Below are 24447 nucleotides of genomic sequence, written 5' to 3' on the forward strand. Positions count from 1 at the left end.
GAGTCTACCGATTTCGGCCCCTCCGGCCCGCATCGACGGCTAGCCTCGAGAGGTGGGGGGAGCGCTTCGTGCTGCGCTGACTGGGGGGCTGGCGACCGCGGTGGTCGTGGGCGGCCTCGTCGCGCTGCCCCTCGGGCCCGCGGCCGCGGTGAGCACCGGGCGGCCGATCGCGGTGGCCGCGGCCGACGACGGCACGTCGTACGTCGGCTATGCCTCCGGCCACCGGCTGCTCCGGCTTGACGCCGCCGGCGCGGTCACGGGCTCGGTGCCGCTGGACCAGGACGCACCGGTGACCGCCCTCGACGCAGGCCCCGACGGCACGGTCTGGGTCGACTACGGCGCCAGCGTGTCCGAGCTCGCGCCCGACGGGACCGTGCTCGCCCACTTCCCGGTCCGGTCCGACGGGGACTGCCCGGTCGACCGCGCGCACGACCCGGCACGGTACGGCGGCCTCGAGGTGACCCGGGACGCGGTGTACGTCGCCGGGCGCTGCGCCGCGACGGTCGGGATCTACCGGCCCGACGGCGAGCTGCTGGCCAGCGTCGACCTCCCGGGGCGCGCCTTCCCCGGTGACGTCGTCCTCGCGCCGGCGGCCAGGACCCTGCCCGCGCGGATGTACGTGTCGGTGCCGGACGCCGGGAAGGTCTACGCGTACAACACCGCCGGGCTGCGCGCGGACCCGAAGCCGGCCCGGACCCTGGTGATCGAGCGGTTCTTCGGCTACCGCAGGCCCGCGCCCGGGCCGCTGGCCGCCGACGAGAAGGGCCAGCTCGCCGTCGTCGACGTCGCCAACAACGCGGTGCACTTCTACAACGGCCCGGAGAGCTACTGGTACTACCGCACGCTCGGCCACCCGCCGGACCCGGCCTCGGACCGCGGGTTCCTCGACCAGCCGACCGCCTTCGACAACGCCGACGGCAGCTTCCGCGACGGCTTCTGGGTCGCCGACACCGGCAACGGCCGGATCCAGCACTGGGACCACCTCGGCACCACCGACTGGATGGCCGACGCACCGCCGCCCGGCGACCCCGGGGCGCCGGTCAACGTCGCGCTCCCGCGGATCACCGGAGCGCCGTACGCCGGGCGGGAGCTCGACTGCGAGCCCGGGACCTGGGAGGGCGCGGTGGCGTCGTACCGGCTGGCCTGGCAGCGCGACGGGCTGCCGATCCCCGGCGCCGACGGCCCCACCCACACCGTCACCTCCCGCGACGTCGCGGCCGGGCTGACCTGCGCGGTGACGGCCCTGGCCGCCGGCGGCGAGAGCTCGGCGCCCACCGCCAGCGAGGTGTTCGCGATCCCGGGCCCGCACTCGCCGCCGTACGTCCTCGACCGCCCGGTGATCACCGGCAACCCGAGCTCCGGCGCGATCCTGCGGTGCGGCAACGGGACCTGGACCGGCCGGCCCACGTCGTACCTGCGCGGCTGGCTCCGCGACGGCCAGCTGCTGCCCGGGACCAACGCACCGGAGTACCTCGTCACCGACAACGACCGCTACCACGAGCTGACCTGCCGGGTCGCCGCGGTGAACCGGAACGGCGCCGGCAAGGTCGCGCTCAGCGACCCGGTGGCCGTGGACGACGGCGGCAGCGGTGGCCACGTCGGCCCGCCGGCGAACACCGCGCGGCCGCGGATCGTCGGGCGCGCCAAGGTCGGGGCGGTGCTGTACTGCGACCCCGGGCGGTGGCGGAACGCCCCCGTGCTCTCCTACGTGTGGCGCCGCGACGGGGCCGCGCTCGGCGGGTCGGAGAAGGACCGCTACGAGGTGCTCGGCGACGACCGCGGGCAGCGGCTCACCTGCCTGGTCACCGGCACCAACCCGGCCGGGTCGGACCAGGCCGGCTCCGCGGCGGTCGTGCCCCGGCGCTGAGGGTGGGCCCGTCCAGTTTCATCGGCCGGCCGATGAAACCCGTGCCTGGACGACGCAGCTTCATCGTCCAGGGTCGAGCTTTGTCGGCCGGCCGACGAAACTCGCGCGCCGCCCACCGGACTACCGTGGGCCCATGCCCAGGATCGCCACGACCGACCGGGTCGACCTCGACCAGCTCCTCGACTTCGTCCGGAGCCGCCACCACCTGGTGCTCGTCACCACCCGCGCGAACGGCCGCCCTCAGCTCTCGCCGGTGTCCGGCGGCGTGGACCCGGACGGACGGATCGTGGTCTCGACGTACCCCGACCGCGCGAAGGCGGTGAACCTGCGCCGCCAGCCCGCGGCCACCGTGCTGGTGCTCTCCGAGGAGTGGGACGACGCGTGGGTCCAGGTCGACGGCACCGCCGAGGTGCTGGACATGCCCGCGCCGGAGGCCGAGGACGGGCTGGTCGAGTACTACCGCTGCATCGCCGGCGAGCACCCCGACTGGGCGGAGTACCGCGCCGCGATGCGGCGGCAGGGCAAGTCCCTGATCCGCATCACCGTCGACTCCTGGGGCCCGATCGCCACCGGCGGGTTCCCGCCGGACCGCGCCCCCGCCGGCTGAGCCCTGCCGGCTGGGCACGCGGCCACCGGTCCAGTCCGGCGGTCCAGTCCGGCCCGTGGTGACCCGGCCGCGCGGGCCGGCCCCGGTCTAGGGTCGACCCGTGCGCGGCTTCGCCCCCCTGGGCCGCTTCCTCGGCCTGGCTATGGTCATCGCGGGGCTCGGGACCGCGACCTTGGCGACCGCCGAGACCGCTCACGCGGCGAGCGCGGACGGCCCCACGGCGATCGGGGTGAGCTCCACCGGCACGACGTACGTCGGCTTCGCCAGCGGCGGCGAGCTGCAACGGATCTCGGTCTCCGGCAAGCTCAAGCCGTCGATCCCACTCGACCAGGACGAGGCCGTCGACGGGATCTTCGTGACCACCGGCGACGACATCTGGGTCGACTACGAGACCGGGATGTCGCTGTTCAACGACGCCGGTCGACTGATCGTCCACTACGACCACGTCCCGGCACGCTCGTGCGGCAGCGGCTCGCCGGCGCACCGGTACGGCGGCATCACCGCGCACGGCAACCGGACCTACGTCGCCAACCGCTGCGACGACAGCATCTCGGTCTACGCCCGCAACGGCCACCTCGAGGCGACCGTCGACCTGCCCGGAGACAGCCACCCCCGCGGCATCTCGTACGGCGGCCCGCAGGCCGGCCGCCCGGCCACGCTGTACGTCGCGGTCCCCGACCGCGGGCAGATCCTCTCCTACCGTGCCGCCGGCCTGCGCAGCTCCTCCAAGCCGTCGCGGACCTTCACGATCCGCCGTCCCGGTGGCGGGCGGAAGCCGCAGCCGGGCGGCGTCGCCGTGGACAAGTGGGGCCAGCTGGTCGTCACCGACATGGCGAACAACGCGATCTACCTGTTCGACACCAACCACGACTTCTCCCTCTACCGGACCCTCGGCCACCCGCCGCGGGCCAGCCGGGCGGCCGGACGGCTCAGCTACCCCACGGCGATCGCGCAGCACGGCCAGGACGGCGGCTCGCTGGCCGGCGACCTGTTCATCGCGGACACCGACAACAACCGGGCCCAGCACTGGAACACCAGCGGGTACACGTTCTGGACGAAGGGCGTCCGGCCCGGCTCCGGGAGCGGTGGTGGTGGCGGCGGTGGTGGTGGCGGCGGCGGTGGTGACGACGGCGGCGGCGGTGGCGGCGGCGGCGGCAACGACGGTGGCGGTGGCGGCGGTGCCACGAGCCCGCCCGCGAACACCTCCCCGCCCCAGCTCAGCGGCCCGCCCGAGGTCGGCTTCCAGCTGACCTGCTACACCGGGTCGTGGTCGGGCAGCCCGCAGTCCTTCGAGCGGAACTGGCTGCGCGACGGCACGGCGATCGCCGGCGCCACCGGGACGTCGTACCTGCTCACCGCCGCCGACGCGGGGGCCCAGATCTCCTGCCGGATCCGGGCGACGAACGCCGCGGGCACCAGTGCCTGGTCGACCACCCCGGCGGTGACCGTCGGCGGCTCCACCCCCGGCACGGGCCCGGTGAACACGGTGCCGCCGGCGATCTCCGGCACGGCGGCGGTGGGGCAGACGCTGTCCTGCTCGCAGGGGACCTGGTCGGGGAGCCCGACCGGCTATGGCTACCAGTGGCGGCGCGACGGCGGGATCATCACCGGGGCGACCGGCACGACGTACGTCGTGGTCGCGGCGGACAGCGGCCGGGCGCTGACCTGCACGGTGACCGCGAGCAACAGTGCGGGGAGCGTGCCGCAGGTCTCGGCGGCGGTGACGGTGGCCGCCGGCGGCCCGGTGAACACGGTGCCGCCGGCGATCTCCGGCACGGCGGCGGTGGGGCAGACGCTGTCCTGCTCGCAGGGGACCTGGTCGGGGAGCCCGACCGGCTACGGCTACCAGTGGCGGCGCGACGGCGGGATCATCACCGGGGCGACCGGCACGACGTACGTCGTGGCCGTGGTGGACAGCGGCCGGGCGCTGACCTGCACGGTGACCGCGAGCAACAGTGCGGGGAGCGTGCCGCAGGTCTCGGCGGCGGTGACGGTGGCCGCCGCCGGGCCGGTGAACACGGTGCCGCCGATCGTGTCCGGCTCGGCCAACGTCGGCGAGACGCTCGCCTGCCTGCCCGGTGCCTGGTCCGGCAGCGCGCTGAGCTACACCTACGTGTGGAAGCGCGACGACGTCGCGATCCCGCTGGCCACCTGGTCGTCGTACACGGTCCTCTCCGAGGACGTCGGCGCCTCCCTGACCTGCACGGTGACTGCGACCAACGCCCAGGGCACGGCGCAGGCGGTCTCGGCCGGGTTCGGGATCGGCGGGCCGTCGGGCCACGCGCCCAGCAACCTCACCCCGCCGGCGGTGACCGGCACCGCGGCGCCCGGCGGGACCCTCACGTGCGACCCCGGGACCTGGGCCGGCATCCCCGAGCTCGTCACCACCATCGCCTGGCAGCGCAACGGCAGCACCCTGTCCGGAGCGACGGCGGCGACGTACGACGTGGTGGCCGCCGACGCGGGCACCAGCCTGCGCTGCGTGGTGGTGGTCGCGAACGGCTACGGCAAGGCGGCCGTGGCCGCGCCGGGCGTGGCGGTGAGCGGCGGCGCGAGCACCGAGTCGTGCGTCGGGCAGATCGGGGTGAGCGTGAACGACGGCGCGACCCGGGTGACGACCGCGGACGTCGTGCTCGGCGTCGTCGCGCCGAGCGGGGTCACGTCGGTCACGATCTCGAACGACTTCGACTTCGCCACCGCGGTGACGATGCCGGTGACGCCGTCGTGCACCTACGCGTGGACGCTGCGCTCGACGCCGGGGGTCGCGGCGATGTCGTCGGTGTTCGTGCGGTTCGGCTCCAGCCCGATGATCTTCGGCTACAGCATCCTGGTGGACCGGACCGGCGGGTGACACGCTGGCGGGATGAGCTGCCGCTTCGTGCCGCCGTACCTGCTGCGCCGGATCGCGCCTGAGGGCCTGCTCGTCGACGAGCAGCTGCGGGCCCGCCGCAGGGTGCCGGCCGCCGACCGGCGGGCGGTCCTGCCGGCGGGCGGTCCGGCGTGGACGGTGCACACCGCGGACAACACCACGACGCTGCCGGGGCGCGCGGTGCGCTCGGCGGGGGAGCCCGAGGCCGGTGACGCCGCCGTCGACGAGGCGGCCGCCGGGATCACGGGGGCGCTCGCGCTGTTCGCGGAGGTCTACGGCCGGTCGTCGTACGACGGCGCGGGCGCGCCGGTCAGCCTGACGGTGCACTACGGCCGCGACTACGACAACGCGTTCTGGGACGGCACGCAGCTGGTCTTCGGCGACGGGGACGCGCGGGTCTTCGGGCGGTTCACCGGGCCGGTGGACGTGCTCGGGCACGAGCTCACGCACGCGGTCACCGAGCACACGGCCGGGCTGCGGTACCGCGACCAGCCGGGGGCGCTCAACGAGTCCGTCTCGGACGTCTTCGCGGCCTGCCTCAAGCAGCGGCTGCTCGGGCAGACCGCCGCCGAGGCCGACTGGCTGATCGGGGCGGGGATCTTCCTGCCCGGCATCCACGCCCGCGCGCTGCGCGACATGGCCGCTCCCGGCACGGCGTACGACGACCCCGCGCTGGGCCGCGACCCGCAGGTCGGCCACCTGCGCGACTACGTCGACACCGCCGAGGACAACGGCGGCGTGCACATCAACTCCGGCATCCCGAACCGGGCCTTCCAGCTCGCCGCGACCGCCGTCGGCGGCTCGACGTGGGAGGGCGCCGGGCGGGTCTGGTACGACGCGCTCACCGGCGGCGGGGTCGGCGCGGACACGGGCTTCGCGGGCTTCGCGGCGGCCACGGTCGCCGCGGCCGGTGCGCACGCCGAGGCGGTGCGCGGGGCCTGGGCGGAGGTGGGCGTGACGGTCGACGTTGCCGGTGTCGGTGGTGGTGGTGCTGCCGCGGGCGGTGCCGCGGGCGGTGGCGGTGCCTCGGGCGGGTCGCGGTGGGTCAGCGTGCGGCGTACCGGTGGCTTCGCCGGGCTGCGCGCCGCCGGTGAGCTGGACCTCGACGGCGACGACCCGCGGGCCCGCGAGGTCGCCGACCTGGTCGGCCGGGTGGACCTGGGCGTCGTGGGCTCGGGCGACCCGCACCCGGACCGGTACGTCTACGCCTTCGACCTCTGCGGCTCCTGCGCCACCGTGCCCGAGCAGCACCTCACCCCCGAGCTCGCGCGCCTGGTCGAGCTGCTCCTCGGGCCTCGCACCTGACGTACCTGCGGTTGGGCGCGCTCCCACGCAGCGGATCCGTCAGGTACGACGATGCCCGGGCGGACCAGTCGGGGTCAGGCGGGGTCAGTCGGGGTCAGGCGGATCAGGCGGGTCAGGCCAGCGCGCGGTCGAGGGCGGCCGCGACGTGGAGGGTGGTGCAGGGGAAGACCGGGATGTCGGCGTCGGCCTGGTGGACCAGCAGCTCGAGCTCGGTGCAGCCGAGGACCACACCGCCCGCGCCGGCGTCCCACAGCTCGTCGATCAGGCCGACGACGGTGCGCCGCGAGCTGTCGAGCACCTTGCCGTGCACGAGCTCGTCGTAGATCACCCGGTTGAGGGTCTCGTGGTGGCGGGTCTCGGGGATGTGCACGGTCAGGCCGTGCGCGGCGATCCGGTCGGTGAAGAACGAGCGCGACATCGCGAACGTCGTCCCGAGGAAGCCCACGGACTCGAGGCGCTCGGCCTTGCAGGCGTCGGCGACCACGTCGGCGAGGTGCAGCAGCGGGATGTCCACCGCCGCGGCCACCTGGTCGGCGACCCGGTGGAACGTGGTGGTGCACAGCAGCAGGAAGTCGGCCCCGGCCGCCTCGACCCCGCGGGCGGCGCCGGCCAGGATCTCGGCGACGTCGTCCCAGCGCTCCTGCTCCTGCAGCGCGGTGACCTCGGCGAAGTCCACCGAGACCATCGCGGTCCGCGCGGACGCCAGCCCGCCGACCCGCTCCTCGACGCCGTGGTTGAGTGCCTCGTAGTAGGCGGCGCTGCTCTCCCAGCTCATCCCGCCGACGAGTCCGATGGTCTGCATGAGCCGCATCCTGTCAGATCATCCACAGATGGCGGTACGACAGTTTCGCTGCGCGTCCGGACGGGGAATGATCGTCGCCGTGACCCGGTCTCGGACGGTGATCGCCGCCCTGTGTGTCGTGTCGGTGCTGGCGCTCGGCGCCTGCTCCGGCGACGACCCCGAGCCCCGCTTCGCCCCGCCGTCGACCTCGGCGCCCACCTCGCCGTCCACCACGGCCGTCTCCGGGCTGGTCGAGCCGACGATGCCGGCCGCCGCGAAGGGGAGCGATGCGGCCGCGGCTGAGGCGTTCGTGAGGTTCTACTGGGAGATGGTCAACTACGCCCAGGCGACGGGGGACCTAGACGGCTTGCAGTCGCTGGCGGATGCGTCTTGTGCCGCATGCCGAGAGGGAACCTCGTATTTGGAACGTGTATTCAGCGACGGCGGTGAGATCTCTGGCGGCGCGGCGACGGTCCGGGTCAGAACGACCGGCTTCGTCAAGGACCAGGGTCGATCGAACGCTGTCGTGGTCTTCGACGTGAGCAGTACACGCCAAAGGGTCGACTATCCGGGCGATCGGCGTGATGAGTCCTATCCCGGCGGGGTCACGCGGCTGAGCGCGATCTTGATCCCGCATGCTGGCACATGGCTGATGAGCTCCTGGAACGACGAATGAGACGCCACGTCCTTGTCGTCCTCCTGCTCCTCGTCGGGCTTCCCGCATCGGCCGCTGCGGACGACCACGATGTGGTCACGGGTGACACCGGGTTCCTCGCGTACGGAACGCATGCGTCGCCGCCGACGTCTGGGGGCGCCGGAGTCGCCGTCGCATCGAACGGAGTGTCGGGTGCAGTTCATGAGGTCGTGGTCTGCAGCATCGGCGGGCTTGAGACATGCGGAGAGACAGCGTTGTGTGACGACGGCACCGCTATGACGCTGACCTGGTTTCAGACGACGAGCGGCGAGGTCTTCAACCAGCACACGAACTGTCCGGCCGACGCAGTCGCTGCCGCTTTGCCGGCGGTGACGCCGGGGCTGGTGCTGCGGGCGTTGCGGCGGATCCCGTTGCCGGCGTCCGAGCTGGTGGTGCAGCCGCCGGGTGGCCGGACGCTGGTGAACTTCGAGACGAACTTCTACACCGAGCGGGGGGAGCTGACCCGGGTGGTGCGGTTGCTGGGGCGGCGGGTGGAGCTGCGGATCTGGCCGGAGACGTTCACGTGGCGTTACGGGGACGGGTCGAGTGAGCGGACCAGTAGTGCGGGGTCGCCGTATCCGGATCTGGAGATCACCCACCGGTACCTGGCGAAGGGTCGGGTGGCGGTGAGTGTGGACACGACGTATGCGGCCGACTTCCGGGTCGGTGCTGGTGGCTGGCGGCACGTGGACGGGACGGTGACGATCCCGGGCCATGCGGAGTCGTTGCGGGTCGTGACGGCCCGGCCGGTGCTCATCGGCGGCTAGGGGGGCCACCCGGCGGGGCAGTTCGGAGCCGTGGGACGGGCGCCAGGCGTGGATCGAGGTGGGGCGAGGGCGAACTGCCCCGGATCCTGGCCTGTGGAGAGTCGGGCCGCTCAGCCCTGGCGGTGCACCTTGTGCTGGGCGGCCTGGGCGCGCGGCTTGATGACCAGCTCGTCGATGTTCACATGCGGCGGCCGGGTGACCATCCAGCCGATCGCGTCGGCGATGTCCTCCGCGGTGAGCGGCTCGGCCACCCCGGCGTACACCGCGTCGGCCCGCTCGCGGTCCCCCTCGAAGCGCACCAGCGCGAACTCGTCGGTCTTCACCATCCCCGGCGCGATCTCCATCACCCGCACCGGCTGGTCCCAGAGCTCGAGCCGCAGCGTCTCGGTGACGACCTTGGTGCCGTGCTTGGCGGCCGTGTAGCCCGCCCCGCCCTCGTAGGCGGTCCGGCCGGCCGTCGAACCGACGTTGAGGATCGCGCCCGCGCCGCTGGCGAGCAGCGCCGGCAGCAGCGCACGGGTGACCTGCATCAGGCCGATCACGTTGACCTCGTACATCCGCCGCCAGTCCTCGGTGTCCGCCTCGGCGACCGGGCCGGAGCCGAACGCGCCGCCGGCGTCGTTGACGAGTACGTCGAGCCGCTCGCCGACCGCGGCCGCCAGGCCGGCGACCGACTCGGCGGACGTGACGTCGCACTCGACCGGCGTACCCCCGATCTCCGCGGCGAGCGCCTCGATCCGGTCGCGCCGCCGGGCGGCGCAGAACACGTGGAAGCCCTCGGCGGCGAGGCGGCGCGCCGTGGCGGCGCCGATCCCGCTGCTGGCTCCGGTGACGACGGCGGTGCGGGGGTGGCTCACGGCGCCATTGTGCCGGTCGCCGGACGGCCGTGGTGGCCGGCCTCGGACGGTGGCACACTGGCCTGTCGTCCAGGAAGGCCGGTCGGGAGGATGGTGGCATGCGCGTACCTGCCGCAGTGGCCGGTCTCCTCGGCGGGCTCTGCTGGCTCGGTGCGTACGCCGCGGACGCGGCCGGCGCCGGAGCCGGCCTCGTCGACGCGCTCACCTGGGCCGGGGTCGCCTTGCTCGTCGTGGCGACCCTCGTGGCCGGCGCCAGCCTGGTCAGCCGCAGCGCCACCTGGCTGCGGGTGCTCGTCGCGGTCTGCTTCGCGCTGCTCGCGGGCTCCGTGCTCGAGGTGGTGCGCGAGGGTGGGGACCCGGTGACCGTGGACGCGGTGTTCGGTGCGGGCGCGGTCGTGGTCGCGGCGGCCCTGCTCGCCCGCGGGCGCCGTACCGCCCCGGCGCCGCCGCCCCGGAGCAACCGCGGCTCGCATGCCCGCTGAGCCGCAGTGGCACCGCACGAGGGGAATCAATCCGGGCTCCGGCATGTTCACCGTGGTTGGACCCGACGAGCGCGATGACCCCGAGGTGGCAGTGGACCCGATCCGGCGTGTGGCGATGATCAGCCTGCACACCTCGCCCCTCGACCAGCCGGGGACGGGTGATGCCGGCGGGATGAACGTGTACGTGATCGAGCTCTCCAAGCGCCTGGCCGCCCAGGGCATCGCGGTCGACATCTTCACGCGCGCCACCAGCTCGGCCGTCCCGCCGCTGGTCCAGGCCTGCGACGGCGTACAGGTCCGCCACATCCCCGCCGGCCCGTTCGAGGGCCTCACCAAGTCCGAGCTCCCCGGCCAGCTATGCGTCTTCGCCCGCGAGGTGCTGCGCGCCGAGGCCGCGCACCCGGTCGGGCACTACGACGTCGTGCACTCCCACTACTGGCTCTCCGGGCAGGTCGGCGCGCTGGCCCGCGACCGGTGGGGCGTCCCGCTGGTGCACTCCATGCACACGATGGCCAAGGTCAAGAACGACGCGCTCGCGGCGGGCGACACCCCCGAGCCCGCGGCCCGCATCATCGGCGAGGAGCAGGTCGTCGAGGCCGCCGACATGCTCGTCGCCAACACCGACATCGAGGCCAAGCAGCTCATCAACCTGTACGACGCCGACCCCGGCCGGGTCGAGGTCGTGCACCCCGGCGTCGATCTCGGCGTGTTCCGGCCCCAGGACCGCTCCGCCGCCCGGGCCCGGCTGGGGCTGCCGGCGGACGCCGCTGTCCTGCTCTTCGCCGGCCGGATCCAGCCGCTCAAGGCACCGGACGTGCTGCTGCGCGCCGTCGCCGAGCTGCTCGCCCAGACCCCGGAGCTGCGCTCCCGCCTGGTCGTCCCGATCGTCGGCGGACCCTCGGGCACCGGGCTCGAGCACCCCGAGTCGCTCGCCCAGCTCGCGGGCGAGCTCGGGCTCGACGGCGCCGACGGCACCGACGGCGTGGTGCGCTTCGTGCCGCCGGTCTCCCAGGAGGAGCTGGCCCGCTGGTGCGCGGCCGCGACCCTCGTGGCGGTGCCGTCGTACAACGAGTCCTTCGGGCTGGTCGCGGCCGAGGCTCAGGCCACCGGCACCCCCGTCGTCGCCGCCGCGGTCGGCGGCCTGACGACCGTGGTCCGCCACGGCCGCAGCGGTCTGCTCGTCGACACCCACGACCCGCGGGACTGGGCCGACGCCCTGCGCCGCGTGGTCGAGAACGACGCGTTCCGCGACCGGCTCGCCGCCGGCGCGCTCGAGCAGGCCCGGCTGTTCTCCTGGGAGCACACCGCGCGGCAGACGCTCGACGTGTACCGGCGGGCCCGCGCCGAGGTCCGGGAGGCCGTGTGACGGCCGCGGGCGGCACGGGCAACACGGGTGGCACGGATCCCCGCCAGGTCGTGCGCGACTACCTCGCCGCGAACGACATCGAGGTCGACGAGGCCACCGACGGCCTCTTCTCGTTCTCGCTGCCCGGCGAGAAGAAGCTGCAGACCGCGGTCCGCCTCGACATCGGCGGCCACGCGCTCGGCGTGCACGCGTTCGTGTGCCGCAACCCCGACGAGAACCACGAGGGCGTCTACCGCTGGCTGCTCCAGCGCAACCTGAGGATGTACGGCGTCGCCTTCGCGCTGGATCCGCTGGGGGACATCTACCTCGACGCGCGGCTGCCCCTCGGCATGGTCACCCCCGACGAGCTGGACCGGCTCCTCGGCTCGGTGCTGACCTACGCCGACGAGTCGTTCAACGCGATCCTCGAGCTGGGCTTCGCCTCCTCGATCCGCAAGGAGTGGGAGTGGCGCAGGCTGCGCGGCGAGCCGACCCACAACCTGGAGGCGTTCCGCGGCTGGCTCGAGTCGGACGCCGAGTCGGATGCCGGGTCGGACGCCGCGTCGGGCCGGCCCGGGTCCGATCAGCCCGGGTCCTGACGCCGCTCCCGGGCCACCCGCCGGTCGGTGAGCAGCACCCACGCGATCAGCCCGCCGCCGCTGAGCACCGCGAACACGAAGAACACCATCGCCACCGCCGGGTAGCCCAGCACCCGGTGCTCGGTGGGCACCCGCATCATCATCGCCGCCCCGATCACGGTCGCCGCGATCACGATCCCGAAGGTGAGCCGGTTGGCGACCCGGTGCAGCACCGTGTGCAGCCGCTCCTCGTCGACCGCGTGCACCCGGATGCTGAGCTCGCCCTCGGAGAGCGCCTCCAGGATCCGGTTGCCGCGGCGCGGCAGGTTCGCGGTGAACTCCTTCGCCTCCAGCGCCGCGCTCATCACCCCGGCGGCACTGACGCTCAGGCCGCTGCGCAGCAGCGACACCAGGCTGTCGCGCACCGCGGCGGCCGGGTCGAACGTCGGGTCGAGGTGCAGCGTGACCTGGTCCAGGTTCAGCAGCGCCTTGCCGACCATCGACATCTCCGCCGGGGGGCGCAGCCCGTGCCGTCCGGAGACCTGGCTCAGCTGGACCAGGGCCGAGCCGGCCTGCACGTCGGACCCGGCGCTGGTCGCCTCCGAGACCAGCTGCCCGACGTCCGCGCGGAACGCGGCGGCGTCGAAGTCCTGCAGCGGGTGGCCGAGGGCGGCCAGCACCGCTGCCGCCTCGTCGCCGTCCCCGTCGCCCAGGGCGAGCAGCAGCTTGGTGACCTGGTCGCGCAGCCGCGGCGACACGTTGGTGACCATTCCGAGGTCGAGCAGCGCCAGCCGGTCGTCGTCGGTGACCAGCATGTTGCCCGGGTGCGGGTCGGCGTGCAGGAACCCGTGCCGCAGCATCGCGTCCAGGTAGCAGCCGAACAGCTGCTCGACCATCGGCCGGGTGTCGAGGTCGAGCAGGCCGAGCGGGCCGACGTCGGTCACCTTGCGCCCGTCGATCCGGTCCATCGTCAGCACCCGCGACGTCGACAGCTCCTCGACCGGGGCGGGCACCACCAACAGGTCGTAGTCGGCGGTGAGCTCACGGAACCGCCGCAGGTTGCGCGCCTCGCGGCGGTAGTCGAGCTCGCCGCTCAACGACCGCCGGAACTCCGCGAGCAGCTGCTCGAAGCCGAACCGGCGCCCGGTGTCGGTGTGCCGGTCGGCCAGGCCCGCGAGCCGCGCCAGGGTCTCCATGTCCTCGCGCGCCTGCTCCCGGACGCCGGGGCGCTGCACCTTGACGACGACCTCGCGACCGTTGCGCAGCGTCGCGCGGTGCACCTGGCCGAGCGACGCAGCCGCCAGCGGCTCGCGGTCGAACGAGCCGTAGAGGTCGCCGATCCGGCCGCCGAGCTCGGCCTCGACGACCTCGCGGAGGCTCTCGAAGTCTGCGGGCTCCGCGTCGTCCTGCAGGCGTGCGAGCGCGGTCGTGTACGCCGGGGGCAGCAGGTCGAACCGGGTCGAGAGGAGCTGGCCGACCTTGATGAACGTCGGCCCGAGCTCCTCGAGGTCGGCCGCGAACCGCTCCGCGAGGGCCTCGTCGCCCTCGGGGGCGTCGTCGTCGCGCGGGAAGCCGTCCAGGCCCATCCCGGACAGGAGGTCGCTGCGACGGTGCCGGACCAGCAGCCGCGCCAGGGCCGTGTAGCGCGCCAGCGGCGCCGACGAGGAGGAGATCATGGCCGCACCGTTCCCGATCGGCGGCCCCGGCACGCGTGCGTCCGGTGTGACCAGCACGACCGGCCTAGGCCGGCGGGCTGACCTCCTCGGCGAGCGTGCGCGGCTTGCGCCGGGCGACGGCGACGCCGACCAGGGCGAGGGCACCGCCGACGTACGCCATCGCGGGCGGTGCCTCGTCGAGGAACACCAGGCCCATCACGATCGTGATCGGGGGCACGAGGTACGTCGTCACCCCGAGGCTGCTCGCCGACATGTGGCGCAGGGCGTAGGCGTAGGTGGTGAACGCGATCGCCGTCGGGAAGACGCCGAGGTAGGCGACCCACAGGATCGAGGACGCGGGCGCGTCGCCGGTCTCGTCGAGGAGCTGGCCCAGGAACGGGAGGCAGACCACGGCGCCGACGGTGCAGGCCAGCCACGTCACGTGGATCGCGGAGAGCCGGGCGACCAGCGGCTTCTGCAGGATCAGGCTGACGGAGTAGACGGCCGCCGAGACCAGGCAGAGGAGCACGCCGACCACGTCGCTGCCGCCGCCCTCGGACGTGGCCAGGCTGATCAGGCCGATGCCGCTGAACGCGAGCGCGAGGCCGACGCCGAGGTAGAGCGTGAACCGCTCGTCGAGGAACGCCGCGGCCAGGAACGCGATCAGCACCGGCGAGACCTGGATCAGCATCGCGGCCGTGCCGGCGTCGACGCGGTGCTCACCCTCGTTGAGGGCGACGTTGTAGACGCCGAACCAGAGCACGCCGATCGCGACGATCGACACCCAGTCGCGCCCGGTGGGGCGCGGGACGCCGCGGCTCAGCGCCACCACGCCCAGGCAGAGGGTGCCGACCAGCAGCCGGCCCAGCGACAGCGCGCCGGGGGAGAAGTCGTGGCCGAGGTGGCGGATCGCGACGAACGCCGACGCCCAGAACACCAGGGTCACCGCCACCGCCGCCACCGGCAGCCACGGGGCGGGAGCGCCGGCCTCGGTGGGCGTGGTCGGGGCCGTCGTACTCGTCACCGACCCAGCCTAGAGAGCCCCACCGACCGCCGACACGCGGTTTTCGGACGTCGATGCGCGAGATGCCGCCAGCCGGCGGTTTCCCCGGGTACCCGGGGAAACCAGTACTTCTAGGCCGAAACTTCGGCCGATAAGTGCCAACTTCCCCGGGTACCCGGGGAAACCAACGGGGCGCCGGATCGGTCTCGACACGCAGGTCGACCCCCGTCGACGGAGCCGCTGGCGCGGCTGCGTCAGAGGTCCAGCTTGTAGCCCAGCCCGCGGACGGTGACGAGGTACTTCGGCTCGCCGGGGTCGGGCTCGATCTTGGCGCGCAGCCGCTTGACGTGGACGTCGAGGGTCTTGGTGTCGCCGACGTAGTCGGAGCCCCAGACCCGGTCGATGAGCTGGCCGCGGGTGAGCACCCGGCCGGGGTTGCGCAGGAACATCTCCAGCAGCTCGAACTCCTTGAGCGGCAGCCGCTGCGCCTGGCCGTCGACGGTCACCACGTGCCGTTCGACGTCCATCCGGACCGGGCCGGCCTCGAGGGTCGCCGGGGCCAGCTCGGGCTCCTGCCCGCGACGGAGTACGGCGCGGATGCGGGCCACCAGCTCGCGCGGCGAGTAGGGCTTGGTGACGTAGTCGTCGGCGCCGAGCTCGAGGCCGACGACCTTGTCGACCTCGTCGTCCTTGGCGCTGACCATGATCACCGGGACGCTCGACGTCTGCCGGATCTGGCGGCACACCTCGGTGCCGGGCAGCCCGGGCAGCATCAGGTCGAGCAGCACGATGTCGGCGCCGTTGCGGTCGAACTCGGCGAGCGCGTCGTTGCCGTTCGCCGCGATCGCGACCTCGAAGCCCTCCTTGCGCAGCATGTAGGCGAGAGCGTCGCTGTAGCTCTCTTCGTCCTCGACGACGAGTACACGGGTCACTGGCCAGCCTCCTGGTTCGACGTGTTCCGGGCCGAGACATGTCGGGGGAGGGTCAAGGTGAACGTAGACCCCTGCCCCTCCACGGACCACACCCGGACCTCTCCGCCGTGCGTGGCCGCGACGTGCTTGACGATGGACAGGCCGAGGCCGGTGCCACCGGTGGAGCGGTGCCGGGCCGGGTCGACCCGGTAGAACCGCTCGAAGATCCGGTCCATCTCGCCGGGCGGGATCCCGATGCCCTGGTCGACGACGGAGATCTCCACCGTCTCGTCGTCGGCCTTCGTCGAGACCAGCACGGTGGCGTCGGACTCGGAGTACGACACCGCGTTCGCCACCAGGTTCGCGACCGCCGCGGTGACCTGCTCCTCGCTGCCGAGCACCTGCAGGCGCGGGACCCCGCCGGTGACGATCGAGATCCGCTTCGAGTCGGCGTCGATCGCGCTGGTGTCCACCGCGACCTTGATCACCTCGTCGAGCTCGACGGGCATCGGCTGCTCCAGCGGCTCGTCGCCCTGGAGCCGGGACAGCTCGATCACCTGCTGCACGAGCCGGGAGAGCCGGTCGCTCTCGGTGAGCATCCGGTCGGAGAAGCGCTTGACCGCCTCCGGGTCCTCCGCGGCGTCGTGGACCGCCTCGGCCAGCAGCCGGATCGCGCCGACCGGCGTCTTCAGCTCGTGGCTGACGTTGGCGACGAAGTCCCGGCGTACCGCCTCGACCCGCCGCTCGCGGGTCCGGTCCTCGACCAGCGCGAGCACCAGCCGCGAGCCGAGCGGCGCGACCCGCGCCGTCACGTGGCGCGACGGCAGGCCGGGTCGGCTCATCAGCAGCTCGGTCTCGCGGATCTGGCCGTCGCGGCGCACCTGGTGGACCAGGTCGGCGAGGTCGCCGGAGAGCAGCGAGGTGCCGCGCACCAGGCCCATGGCGTACGCCGGCGCGGAGGCCTTCAGGACGACGTCGGCGTCGTCCACGACGACCGCGCTGCTGCGCAGGACGGAGAGCACCGCGGCGACCCCGATCGGCACCACCGGGTCCTCCACGGCCGGGACGTGGTGCTGCTGGCGGTCGCTGAGGTGCCACGCCAGTACCGCGCCGCCCGCGACGACGGCTCCGATGAGCGCGGCGAGGAACGCCTGCGTCGTCGCATCCACCCCTGAATCGTACGAGCCATTTCATCGCTGGTTCGCCCGCGGAGCGTCGGCTTCGCGATGTTCATCCCTCGTTCACGTTCCGGCCCCGGCCGGCAACCTGGGCCACCTAGGGTGATCCGCATGCGAGAGGCATTCCACGAACAGCTCGACGCGATGTTCGGCGACCTGGCGAGCATCTGCGAGAACGTCGAGACCGCCGTGCGGCTCGCCACCGAGGCGCTGCTGTCCGGCGACGCCACGATCGCCGAGGGCGTGATCTCCGCCGATGCCGAGATCGACCAGGCCCGCGAGCGCGTCGAGGACTCGGCGTTCCTGCTGCTCTCCTTGCAGCAGCCGGTCGCCAGCGACCTGCGCACCGTGGTCGCCGCGCTCCGGATGGTCAGCGAGCTCGAGCGGATGGGCGACCTGTCGGTGCACGTCGCCAAGATCGCGCGCCTGCGGGTGCCGAACCTCGCCGTCCCCGGGGCCGTCTCGCCGATCATCGAGCGGATGGCGCACGTCGCGGAGGAGATGGTGCGGCGGGTCTCGCGGATCATCGCCGACCGCGACGTCGAGGCGGCCCGCGCCCTCGTCCACATGGACGAGGAGATGGACAAGCTGCGGCGTACGACGTTCGCCGAGATGCTGTCGGCCGACTGGAGCCACGGCGTCGAGGCCGCGGTCGACGTCGCCCTGCTCGGCCGGTACTACGAGCGGATCGCCGACCACGCGGTCTCGGTCGCCAACCGGGTGGTGTTCGTCGTCACTGGCGAGAACCCGCGCACGCTCGAGGGCTGAGCCGACCATCCGCCCGGCGCCCGCACCGCGGCGCCGCCGCGCACCTGACGAAACGGTCGTCCCGCGGCCCTTTCGACGACAGGAGCGTCAGGTGCGTGGCCGCCCGGGTCGGGGTGGTCAGCGACCCTGGTTGGCGACGGCGGCCGCCGCGGCCGCGGCCGCCTCGGGGTCGAGGTAGCGGCCGTGCGGGACCGTGGGGCGCAGGTCCTCGTCGAGCTCGTAGACCAGCGGCATGCCGGTGGGGATGTTCAGGCCCGCGATGTCCTCGTCGCTGATCCCGTCCAGGTGCTTGACCAGCGCCCGCAGGCTGTTGCCGTGCGCGGCGATCAGCACGGTGTGGCCGGCCCGAAGGTCGGGGACGATGTCGGACTCCCAGTACGGCAGGAACCGGGCGATGACGTCCTTGAGGCACTCGGTGTGCGGCATGTCGGCGCCGAGGCCGGCGTACTGCGGGAGCCCGAACTGGGAGAACTCGCTGTCCTCCTCGATCGGCGGCGGCGGGACGTCGAAGGAGCGCCGCCAGAGCATGAACTGCTCCTCGCCGTACGCCGCCAGCGTCTCCTTCTTGTTCTTGCCCTGCAGCGCGCCGTAGTGACGCTCGTTGAGCCGCCAGGAGCGACGCACCGGGATCCAGTGCCGGTCGGCGGCGTCGAGCGCCAGGCAGGCGGTGTTGATGGCCCGGCGCTGGACCGAGGTGTGGACCACGTCGGGCAGGACGCCCGCCTCGCGCATCAGCTCGCCGCCGTGGACCGCCTCGGCGCGGCCCTTCTCGGTGAGGTTGACGTCGACCCACCCGGTGAAGAGGTTCTTCGCGTTCCACTCGCTCTCACCGTGGCGGAGCAGGATGAGCGTGTGGGCCATGAGGTCCCTTCCTCTGGGCTGGGCTGAGCTGAGCTGAACTGGGTCTGGGGGTCGGGTCGAGAAGTCGGGTCCGGGAGCTGGGATCGGCCGAGGTTCGGGTCAGTGCTCTCCGGTGACCGGGGCCGGGATGTCGCACTCGTAGCTCTCGCCCGAGGAGCTCCCCGAGGTGGACGGGGCGAGGCCCTCGAACTCGTCGCACGGGGCGACGACCGGGACCGACATCTCGACGTTCTCGCCGTTGTCGAAGCCGATCTTGACCGTCACGACCGTGCCGGGCCCGAAGTCGCCGGTGACCGTGACGCCGCCGTCGGTCGCCAGGTTGACCAGCTGGCCGGGGGCCACCTCGACGGGGCTGAAGTCCGTGGCGGTCAGCGTGGACTCGCCGGCGCCGGCCAGCGACTCGACGGTGATCGGGTCCTGCTGGTCGTTGTTCGCGAAGGACGCCACGAACGTGCCCTCGCCCTCGTGGTCGGCGACGACGACGGCGCTGAGCACGTCGACCTGCGCGTCGCGGTCGTTGATGCCCGCGGTGGGGGTGTACTCGCGGTCGGTGGCGTAGTCGAAGCCACACGAGGACAGGGTCGCGGCGAGGGTGAGTGCGCCGGCGGAGGCGAGCAGGCGGGCGGACATGCGAAGCTGCATCTTCTGGCCTTCACGGGTCTACGGCGGGTTGCGAGGCACAGCCTAGCGGTCTGGCTCGCTGCGGTGACGGCGCCCTGGGAGCCGGTCCGGGCCTCGCGTCAGCGGCTCAGGCCGACGCTGTTCCCGACCACCAGGAGGCCCGCCAGCGCGAGCACCGTCCAGGCCAGCGCGAGCACGAGCAGGCGGGTCGCCCCGATCCGGAGCGCGACCCGCAGCGGCAGGTGCCGCAGCCCGTCCTCGTGGTCGGCGACCAGGCCCGGCAGGGCGCACAGCACGTGTACGCCGACCCCCAGCGCGGCGGCCAGCACCACCATCGCGACCTGGGGCGGCGCCCCGTCCGCCTCGCCGCCCCAGCCGCCGTAGGACAGGAACGCCGGGTAGCCGGCGTACGCGACCGCCCACGGCACCCAGGAGAACCAGCTGCGGCGCAGCACCACGTTGGCGACCAGTCCGACGCCGATCGTCGCGAGGTACACGCTGCCGGAGGTGACGCCGTTCGAGATGGCCAGCGGCACCAGCAGCAGGACGCCGCAGACCAGCGTGAACCAGACGGTGCCCGGGTCGAGGTAGCCGTCGGCGATCGGCTTGCCGCTCGGCAGCCGGCGCTCGTCGCGGCGGCGGTCGACCAGGTCGTTGTGCCAGCCGAGGACGGCCTGGCCGACGAGCACGGTCGCGAACACGAGGGCGACCTCGCGCCCGGCCCGACCGCTGATCGCCGCGGCCACCGCGAGGCCGGTCGCGGTGAGCAGGGCCTGGCGCGGGTGGGCGGTGCGCAGCAGCAGCACCGGCGTCAGGTGCGCGAGCGTGCGGCGCCGCTCCGCGCGCCGCCGGGGCTCCGATGTCGGCGCGCGGCCCGGATCCGGCTCGGGAGCGGGAGCGGGGTCCGGCGCCGGTGCGGGCTCGCGGGTCGGGCCCGCCGCCGACTCCGGCCCGGGCGGCTCGTCGGGGTCCGCGGCGGCACCGCGACGGAAGCGGTGGCGGAGGGGCGGCGACATACCCCGCAGTATCAGCCAGGGACCGCTCCCGGGCAGGGATTCGGCGTCCCCAGGTGCGTCCGCGGGCGGGCCGACCCGGGCCGCCACCACACGGGCCACAGATCTGTCAAGCCCCGATTGTGCCCCTGACCTGCGCAAACAGCGCGGAGAGGTTTCTCAGCGCGTGTTAAGATAGCCCCCTAGGAAGGGGTACTTGACATATGACTTTCACCGTCGGCGAAACGGTTGTTTACCCGAATCACGGAGCCGCAGTCATCGAGGACATCGAGATGCGGAAGATCAAGGGAGAGGACCGGCAGTACCTCGTACTCCGTATCGTCGCCCAGCAGGACCTGGTGGTCAGAGTGCCCGCCTGCAACCTCGACCTGGTCGGGGTGCGTGACGTCGTCGACAAGGAGGGCCTGGACCGTGTGTTCGACGTCCTCCGTGCCGCGCACGTCGAGGAGCCGACCAACTGGTCGCGCCGCTACAAGGCCAACCTGGAGAAGCTCCACAGCGGCGACGTCATGAAGGTCTCCGAGGTCGTGCGCGACCTGTGGCGCCGTGAGCGCGACCGCGGCCTGTCCGCCGGTGAGAAGCGGATGCTGGCCAAGGCCCGCCAGATCCTGGTCTCCGAGCTGGCGCTGGCCGAGCACACCAACGAGGACAAGGCCGAGGCCCTCCTCGACGAGGTACTCGCTTCCTGAGCTGTCGTTCGACGCGACGAGGCCCCCGGGTGTGACCCGGGGGCCTCGCTGCGTCCCGGGGCCCGGGACGTCGTACGTTGTGGTCGCGATGACAACCCCAACGCATGACGACGCGGAGTACGACGCCCCGCCGGCACTCGGGACCGTGCTGGTCGACGGCCGCGGGTCGCTGCCGTTCGCGCTGATCCACGGCGAGGCACTGGTCGCCTGCGCGGCGTGGGCGCTCGGCGAGGCGGGCGTGCTGCCCATCGACGACGGCGTCGAGTGGTCGGCCGTGGTCGCCACCGGCGAGCCGCTCGTCGTACACGACCCGCTCTGCCCGATGACGCCGCCGGAGTTCGTCGCGGCGTGCGTGCGGCGCGCCGTCGAGGACGGCAGCGTGGTGGTGGGGGTCCGGCCGGTCACCGACACGGTCACGGTGGTCGCCGACGGGATCGTCGGCGAGACCGTCGACCGCGACGCGCTGGTCTCGGTGGCCGCGCCGGTCGTGCTGCCGGCGTCGGTGGTGGCGGCCCTCGACGGGCTGCCCTCCCACGACCTGGTCGAGCTGGTCGCCGCACTGCGCCGCGATCACCCGGTCGAGCTGGTCGAGGCCCCGCCCGGGGCGCGCCGGGTCGGGTCGGTGGACGACGTCCGGCTGCTGGAGGCGCTCACCGCAGGCGGTCGGCGACCGCCAGGTCCTCCGGGAACGTGACCTTCAGGTTGTGCGACGTGCTCGGTACGGCGACCACCGGCAGGTCGGTGTAGCGGGCCCAGCAGGTCGCGGTGTCGGTGCCGTCGAACCCGTCCGCCTCCGCCCGGGCGTAGGCGGCGACCAGCTCGCGCGCCCGGAACGCCTGCGGCGTCTGCACGCCGTCCAGCTCCGGCAGCGCCCGGCCGTCCAGGGCCAGCAGGCCCCGCAGCGCCACGACCGGGATCGCCCCGCCCCGGGACCGGGCCGCGGCGATGGTGGCCCGGAACAGGTCGGGGCCCGCCAGCGGCCGGGCGCCGTCGTGGATCGCGATCACGTCGATGCCGCCGTCCTCGACCTCGGCGGCCAGGGCGCGCAGCGCGTTCCACTCCGAGCCGTGCCGGGTCGCGCCGCCCTCGACCACGCCGATCTCGGCGTCGCCCAGGTGCGGCGCGAGGGCCGCGGCGACCGCCTCGCGCTCGCCCGGGCGGACCACCACCAGCACCCGCCGTACGTCCTCGAGGCCGAGCGCGTCGCGCACCGACCAGGCGAGCACCGGCCGGTCGCCCAGCGGCAGCAGCACCTTGTTGGTCGCCGCGCCCACGCGGGAGCCGGAGCCGGCGGCGAGGATCACGACGGCGGCGGGCACGCCCGGAGTCTAGGACGCTGCTGCGGTGCGAGTGGCCGGCGGCACGGTGCTCGTGGGGCACCGCACGGAGGTGGTCACCCGGGGCTGACCAGGGCGGTGGCGATCGCGGCGACGCCCTCGCCGCGCCCGGTCAGCCCGAGCCCGTCCGTGGTCGTGGCCGAGACGCTCACCGGCGCGCCGACGGCTGCGCTGAGGGCGGCCTCCGCCTCCGCCCGCCGGCTGCCCAGCCGCGGCCGGTTGCCGATCACCTGGACGGCGACGTTGCCGACCGCGAAGCCCGCGGCGCGGACCCGCCGTGCGGTCTCCTCGAGCAGGGCCACCCCGGAGGCGCCGGCCCAGGCGGGGTCCGCCGTACCGAAGTTGGAGCCCAGGTCGCCGAGGCCGGCCGCGGACAGCAGCGCGTCGCACGCGGCGTGCGCGGCGACGTCGGCGTCGGAGTGCCCCTCGAGACCCTGGGGCTCGTCGGGCCAGTGCAGGCCGGCGAGGTGGAGGGGGACGCCGTCGATGAGCCGGTGCACGTCGGTGCCGATACCGACTCTCGGGAGGAGATCCACAAGACGATCATGCCGGAGAGTGCGCAACAATCGCCGGGGTGAGCACCTCCCGCGCGTGGTCGGTCGCCGGCCTGGTCGCCGGGTTCGTCGGTCTCGCCGTGAGCTACAGCCTCGCGATGGTGATGACGATCCGGGACTCGCCGCTGGTCGCCGTCGCCGACCTCGTCGTGCGGCTGACCCCCGGGCCGGTCGAGGAGCGCGCGATCCGGTTCCTCGGCCACCAGGACAAGACCGTGCTGCTGGTCGTGATGCTGCTGATCAGCGCGGCCGTGTTCGCCTGGGCCGGCCGGCTGGCGCGGCACGCGTGGTGGCGCTCCACGCTGGTGTTCGTCGTGCTCGCCGTGCTCGGTGGCGTCGCGGTGTGGCTGCAGCGCGGCGCCACCGCGCTCGACGCGCTGCCGGTCGCCGCGGGCTTCGCGACCTGGGTGGTCTGCCTCTCGCTGCTGACCGAGCCGCTGCGGCGCCACGCCCTGGCCCTCGCCGCGGCGCCGGTGGCCGTCACCGACCCGGCGCACCCGGACCACACCCGCCGGACCTTCCTGCTCCGGGTCGGCGCGATGACCGCCGCCGGCCTGGTGCTCGGCGCGACGGGGCGGGCGATCGGGCGCGGGCGCCGGCACGTCGAGGAGACCCGCCGGCTGCTGCGGCTGCCGGGTGTGACCCAGCCGGTGGCTCCGAAGGGCACCCGGGTCGAGGTCCCCGACATGACGCCGTGGGTGACGCCGAACGACGACTTCTACCGGATCGACACCGCGCTGGTGGTGCCCACGATCGAGCCCTCCGACTGGCTGCTGCGGATCCACGGGATGGTCGACCGGGAGATCGTGCTCACCTACCAGGACCTGATCGACCGGCGGCTGACCGAGGCGTGGGTGACGCTCAACTGCGTCTCCAACGAGGTCGGCGGCGACCTGATCGGGAACGCCTGGTGGAGCGGCGTGCGGATCGCCGGGCTGCTGAGCGTGGCGGGCGTGCACCCGGGCGCCGACGCGGTCCTGCAGACCTCCGAGGACGGCTGGACGTGCGGCACCCCGCTCGAGGTGCTCACCGACGACCGGAACGCGATGCTCGCGGTGGCGATGAACGGCCGGCCGCTGCCGATCGACCACGGGTTCCCGGTGCGCACGATCGTGCCCGGGCTGTACGGCTACGTGTCCGCGTGCAAGTGGGTCGTGGACCTGAAGGTGACCCGGTTCGCCGACATCGAGGCGTACTGGACCGGGAAGGGCTGGTCCGAGCTCGGGCCGGTCAAGATCGCCTCGCGCATCGACGTCCCCGGTGACGGCGGCGAGATCGACTCCGGCGGGGCCCGGGTCGCCGGGGTCGCCTGGGCGCAGCATACCGGCATCGCGCGGGTCGAGGTCTCGGTCGACGGCGGCTCGTGGACCCCGGCCCGGCTGGCACGGGTGCCGAGCAACGACACCTGGGTGCAGTGGATGGCGGACCTCGACGTACCCCCCGGCGACCACACGCTGACGGTGCGCGCCACCGACGCCGAGGGCCTGCTGCAGACGGGCGTCGAGCAGGACGTGCTGCCCGACGGTGCCACCGGCTGGCACACGATCGGCCTCACCGCCCGCGAGCCCCAGCAGGAGGACGGCTGACTGGCCAGCGGCCGACGCGCCAGTTTCATCGGCTGGCCGACAGAACTCGTGCCTGGACGATGAAGCTTTGTCGTCCAAGCGAGAGTTTCATCGGCCGGCCGATGAAACTCCCAGCCCGA

Annotated in this window: 24 protein-coding genes; 13 read left to right on the top strand and 11 right to left on the bottom strand. The window is 73.6% G+C overall.

Going from position 1 to position 24447, the window contains the following annotated elements; translation table 11 throughout:
* Positions 1–52: 52 nt before the first annotated feature.
* From QMC84_RS14005 to QMC84_RS14020, 4 genes are all read left to right on the top strand, one after another.
* Positions 53–1867, top strand: a complete 1815-nt coding sequence (locus tag QMC84_RS14005; RefSeq protein WP_300375529.1) for a hypothetical protein — start codon at positions 53–55, stop codon at positions 1865–1867.
* Between the two features lie 133 nt (positions 1868–2000).
* Positions 2001–2474, top strand: coding sequence for a PPOX class F420-dependent oxidoreductase (locus QMC84_RS14010; RefSeq protein ID WP_300375532.1), 474 nt, complete (start codon positions 2001–2003; stop codon positions 2472–2474).
* A gap of 100 nt (positions 2475–2574) precedes the next feature.
* Positions 2575–5325 (top strand): immunoglobulin domain-containing protein, encoded by a 2751-nt coding sequence (locus tag QMC84_RS14015; RefSeq protein ID WP_300375535.1) that lies wholly within the window; start codon positions 2575–2577, stop codon positions 5323–5325.
* A gap of 12 nt (positions 5326–5337) precedes the next feature.
* On the top strand, positions 5338–6648 hold the full coding sequence (locus tag QMC84_RS14020) for a protealysin inhibitor emfourin (protein WP_300375538.1): 1311 nt from the start codon (positions 5338–5340) through the stop codon (positions 6646–6648).
* Between the two features lie 112 nt (positions 6649–6760).
* Here QMC84_RS14020 and QMC84_RS14025 read toward each other — a convergent pair whose 3' ends face one another.
* Positions 6761–7450: an amino acid racemase gene (locus tag QMC84_RS14025; protein ID WP_300375540.1), complete on the bottom strand. Its 690-nt coding sequence runs from the start codon at positions 7448–7450 to the stop codon at positions 6761–6763.
* On the opposite strand from QMC84_RS14025, the gene QMC84_RS14030 reads away from it, so the two are divergent.
* Both QMC84_RS14030 and QMC84_RS14035 read left to right on the top strand, forming a co-directional pair.
* Complete coding sequence (locus tag QMC84_RS14030; RefSeq protein ID WP_300375542.1) at positions 7449–8105, top strand: DUF6318 family protein; 657 nt, start codon at positions 7449–7451, stop codon at positions 8103–8105. The two genes, QMC84_RS14025 and QMC84_RS14030, sit on opposite strands and share 2 nt — an antisense overlap.
* On the top strand, positions 8075–8890 hold the full coding sequence (locus QMC84_RS14035; RefSeq protein ID WP_300375545.1) for a hypothetical protein: 816 nt from the start codon (positions 8075–8077) through the stop codon (positions 8888–8890). The genes QMC84_RS14030 and QMC84_RS14035 overlap by 31 nt, the downstream gene beginning before the upstream one ends.
* A 110-nt stretch (positions 8891–9000) precedes the next feature.
* On the opposite strand, the gene QMC84_RS14040 is transcribed toward QMC84_RS14035, so the two are convergent.
* On the bottom strand, positions 9001–9747 hold the full coding sequence (locus tag QMC84_RS14040; RefSeq protein WP_300375547.1) for an SDR family NAD(P)-dependent oxidoreductase: 747 nt from the start codon (positions 9745–9747) through the stop codon (positions 9001–9003).
* A 98-nt stretch (positions 9748–9845) separates the two neighbouring features.
* On the opposite strand from QMC84_RS14040, the gene QMC84_RS14045 reads away from it, so the two are divergent.
* The 3 genes from QMC84_RS14045 to QMC84_RS14055 are packed head-to-tail and all read left to right on the top strand — an operon-like array spanning position 9846 to position 12173.
* The gene (locus QMC84_RS14045; protein ID WP_300375549.1) at positions 9846–10229 is read left to right on the top strand and encodes a hypothetical protein; all 384 of its coding nucleotides are present in this window, start codon (positions 9846–9848) and stop codon (positions 10227–10229) included.
* 43 nt (positions 10230–10272) lie between these two features.
* The gene (gene mshA, locus QMC84_RS14050; RefSeq protein WP_300375551.1) at positions 10273–11595 is read left to right on the top strand and encodes a D-inositol-3-phosphate glycosyltransferase; all 1323 of its coding nucleotides are present in this window, start codon (positions 10273–10275) and stop codon (positions 11593–11595) included.
* The gene (locus QMC84_RS14055; protein ID WP_300375553.1) at positions 11592–12173 is read left to right on the top strand and encodes a YbjN domain-containing protein; all 582 of its coding nucleotides are present in this window, start codon (positions 11592–11594) and stop codon (positions 12171–12173) included. Before mshA ends, QMC84_RS14055 begins: the two co-directional genes overlap by 4 nt.
* Here the strand turns inward: QMC84_RS14055 and QMC84_RS14060 are convergent.
* The 4 genes from QMC84_RS14060 to QMC84_RS14075 form a co-directional block, all read right to left on the bottom strand.
* Positions 12158–13828, bottom strand: a complete 1671-nt coding sequence (locus QMC84_RS14060; RefSeq protein WP_300375555.1) for an AarF/UbiB family protein — start codon at positions 13826–13828, stop codon at positions 12158–12160. The two genes, QMC84_RS14055 and QMC84_RS14060, sit on opposite strands and share 16 nt — an antisense overlap.
* A gap of 64 nt (positions 13829–13892) precedes the next feature.
* The gene (locus tag QMC84_RS14065) at positions 13893–14831 is read right to left on the bottom strand and encodes a DMT family transporter (protein WP_300375558.1); all 939 of its coding nucleotides are present in this window, start codon (positions 14829–14831) and stop codon (positions 13893–13895) included.
* Positions 14832–15064: 233 nt separating this feature from the next.
* The gene (locus QMC84_RS14070; protein ID WP_300375560.1) at positions 15065–15742 is read right to left on the bottom strand and encodes a response regulator transcription factor; all 678 of its coding nucleotides are present in this window, start codon (positions 15740–15742) and stop codon (positions 15065–15067) included.
* Entirely contained in the window at positions 15739–16890 is a 1152-nt protein-coding gene (locus QMC84_RS14075; protein ID WP_300375562.1) for an ATP-binding protein, read from the bottom strand. Before QMC84_RS14075 ends, QMC84_RS14070 begins: the two co-directional genes overlap by 4 nt.
* 120 nt (positions 16891–17010) lie before the next feature.
* On the opposite strand from QMC84_RS14075, the gene phoU reads away from it, so the two are divergent.
* Positions 17011–17667 carry a phosphate signaling complex protein PhoU gene (gene phoU, locus QMC84_RS14080; protein ID WP_300375564.1) on the top strand — a complete coding sequence of 219 codons (657 nt, stop codon included), beginning with the start codon at positions 17011–17013 and terminating at the stop codon, positions 17665–17667.
* A gap of 117 nt (positions 17668–17784) precedes the next feature.
* Here phoU and QMC84_RS14085 read toward each other — a convergent pair whose 3' ends face one another.
* The 3 genes from QMC84_RS14085 to QMC84_RS14095 all read right to left on the bottom strand — a co-directional run bounded on the left by QMC84_RS14085 (position 17785) and on the right by QMC84_RS14095 (position 20165).
* Positions 17785–18528 carry a phosphoglyceromutase gene (locus QMC84_RS14085; RefSeq protein ID WP_300375566.1) on the bottom strand — a complete coding sequence of 248 codons (744 nt, stop codon included), beginning with the start codon at positions 18526–18528 and terminating at the stop codon, positions 17785–17787.
* A gap of 99 nt (positions 18529–18627) precedes the next feature.
* The gene (locus QMC84_RS14090; RefSeq protein ID WP_300375568.1) at positions 18628–19170 is read right to left on the bottom strand and encodes a hypothetical protein; all 543 of its coding nucleotides are present in this window, start codon (positions 19168–19170) and stop codon (positions 18628–18630) included.
* A gap of 98 nt (positions 19171–19268) precedes the next feature.
* The gene (locus QMC84_RS14095) at positions 19269–20165 is read right to left on the bottom strand and encodes a UbiA family prenyltransferase (protein ID WP_300375570.1); all 897 of its coding nucleotides are present in this window, start codon (positions 20163–20165) and stop codon (positions 19269–19271) included.
* Between the two features lie 200 nt (positions 20166–20365).
* On the opposite strand from QMC84_RS14095, the gene QMC84_RS14100 reads away from it, so the two are divergent.
* Together QMC84_RS14100 and QMC84_RS14105 are read left to right on the top strand one after the other, a co-directional pair.
* The gene (locus QMC84_RS14100; protein WP_300375572.1) at positions 20366–20851 is read left to right on the top strand and encodes a CarD family transcriptional regulator; all 486 of its coding nucleotides are present in this window, start codon (positions 20366–20368) and stop codon (positions 20849–20851) included.
* Positions 20852–20939: 88 nt separating this feature from the next.
* On the top strand, positions 20940–21545 hold the full coding sequence (locus QMC84_RS14105) for a 2-C-methyl-D-erythritol 4-phosphate cytidylyltransferase (protein ID WP_300375574.1): 606 nt from the start codon (positions 20940–20942) through the stop codon (positions 21543–21545).
* On the opposite strand, the gene QMC84_RS14110 is transcribed toward QMC84_RS14105, so the two are convergent.
* Both QMC84_RS14110 and ispF read right to left on the bottom strand, forming a co-directional pair.
* Entirely contained in the window at positions 21502–22170 is a 669-nt protein-coding gene (locus QMC84_RS14110; RefSeq protein WP_300375576.1) for a 2-C-methyl-D-erythritol 4-phosphate cytidylyltransferase, read from the bottom strand. The two genes, QMC84_RS14105 and QMC84_RS14110, sit on opposite strands and share 44 nt — an antisense overlap.
* 74 nt (positions 22171–22244) lie before the next feature.
* Entirely contained in the window at positions 22245–22724 is a 480-nt protein-coding gene (gene ispF, locus QMC84_RS14115; protein WP_300375578.1) for a 2-C-methyl-D-erythritol 2,4-cyclodiphosphate synthase, read from the bottom strand.
* A gap of 38 nt (positions 22725–22762) precedes the next feature.
* On the opposite strand from ispF, the gene QMC84_RS14120 reads away from it, so the two are divergent.
* Positions 22763–24328: a molybdopterin-dependent oxidoreductase gene (locus QMC84_RS14120; protein ID WP_300375580.1), complete on the top strand. Its 1566-nt coding sequence runs from the start codon at positions 22763–22765 to the stop codon at positions 24326–24328.
* Positions 24329–24447: the final 119 nt, after the last annotated feature.

The organism is Nocardioides sp. (genome assembly GCF_030019515.1).
In the GTDB taxonomy this organism is placed as follows: domain Bacteria; phylum Actinomycetota; class Actinomycetes; order Propionibacteriales; family Nocardioidaceae; genus Nocardioides.

What these genes read in the sequence shown, in the direction of transcription:
- phoU (WP_300375564.1), top strand. Translation starts at nt 17,011, where the DNA reads ATGCGAGAGGCATTCCACGAACAGCTCGACGCGATGTTCGGCGACCTG.
- QMC84_RS14030 (WP_300375542.1), top strand. Translation starts at nt 7,449, where the DNA reads ATGAGCCGCATCCTGTCAGATCATCCACAGATGGCGGTACGACAGTTT.
- QMC84_RS14020 (WP_300375538.1), top strand. Translation starts at nt 5,338, where the DNA reads ATGAGCTGCCGCTTCGTGCCGCCGTACCTGCTGCGCCGGATCGCGCCT.
- QMC84_RS14025 (WP_300375540.1), bottom strand. Translation starts at nt 7,450, where the DNA reads ATGCAGACCATCGGACTCGTCGGCGGGATGAGCTGGGAGAGCAGCGCC.
- mshA (WP_300375551.1), top strand. Translation starts at nt 10,273, where the DNA reads ATGTTCACCGTGGTTGGACCCGACGAGCGCGATGACCCCGAGGTGGCA.
- QMC84_RS14010 (WP_300375532.1), top strand. Translation starts at nt 2,001, where the DNA reads ATGCCCAGGATCGCCACGACCGACCGGGTCGACCTCGACCAGCTCCTC.
- QMC84_RS14090 (WP_300375568.1), bottom strand. Translation starts at nt 19,170, where the DNA reads ATGCAGCTTCGCATGTCCGCCCGCCTGCTCGCCTCCGCCGGCGCACTC.
- QMC84_RS14100 (WP_300375572.1), top strand. Translation starts at nt 20,366, where the DNA reads ATGACTTTCACCGTCGGCGAAACGGTTGTTTACCCGAATCACGGAGCC.
- QMC84_RS14060 (WP_300375555.1), bottom strand. Translation starts at nt 13,828, where the DNA reads ATGATCTCCTCCTCGTCGGCGCCGCTGGCGCGCTACACGGCCCTGGCG.
- QMC84_RS14035 (WP_300375545.1), top strand. Translation starts at nt 8,075, where the DNA reads ATGGCTGATGAGCTCCTGGAACGACGAATGAGACGCCACGTCCTTGTC.
- QMC84_RS14085 (WP_300375566.1), bottom strand. Translation starts at nt 18,528, where the DNA reads ATGGCCCACACGCTCATCCTGCTCCGCCACGGTGAGAGCGAGTGGAAC.
- QMC84_RS14095 (WP_300375570.1), bottom strand. Translation starts at nt 20,165, where the DNA reads ATGTCGCCGCCCCTCCGCCACCGCTTCCGTCGCGGTGCCGCCGCGGAC.
- QMC84_RS14045 (WP_300375549.1), top strand. Translation starts at nt 9,846, where the DNA reads ATGCGCGTACCTGCCGCAGTGGCCGGTCTCCTCGGCGGGCTCTGCTGG.
- QMC84_RS14105 (WP_300375574.1), top strand. Translation starts at nt 20,940, where the DNA reads ATGACAACCCCAACGCATGACGACGCGGAGTACGACGCCCCGCCGGCA.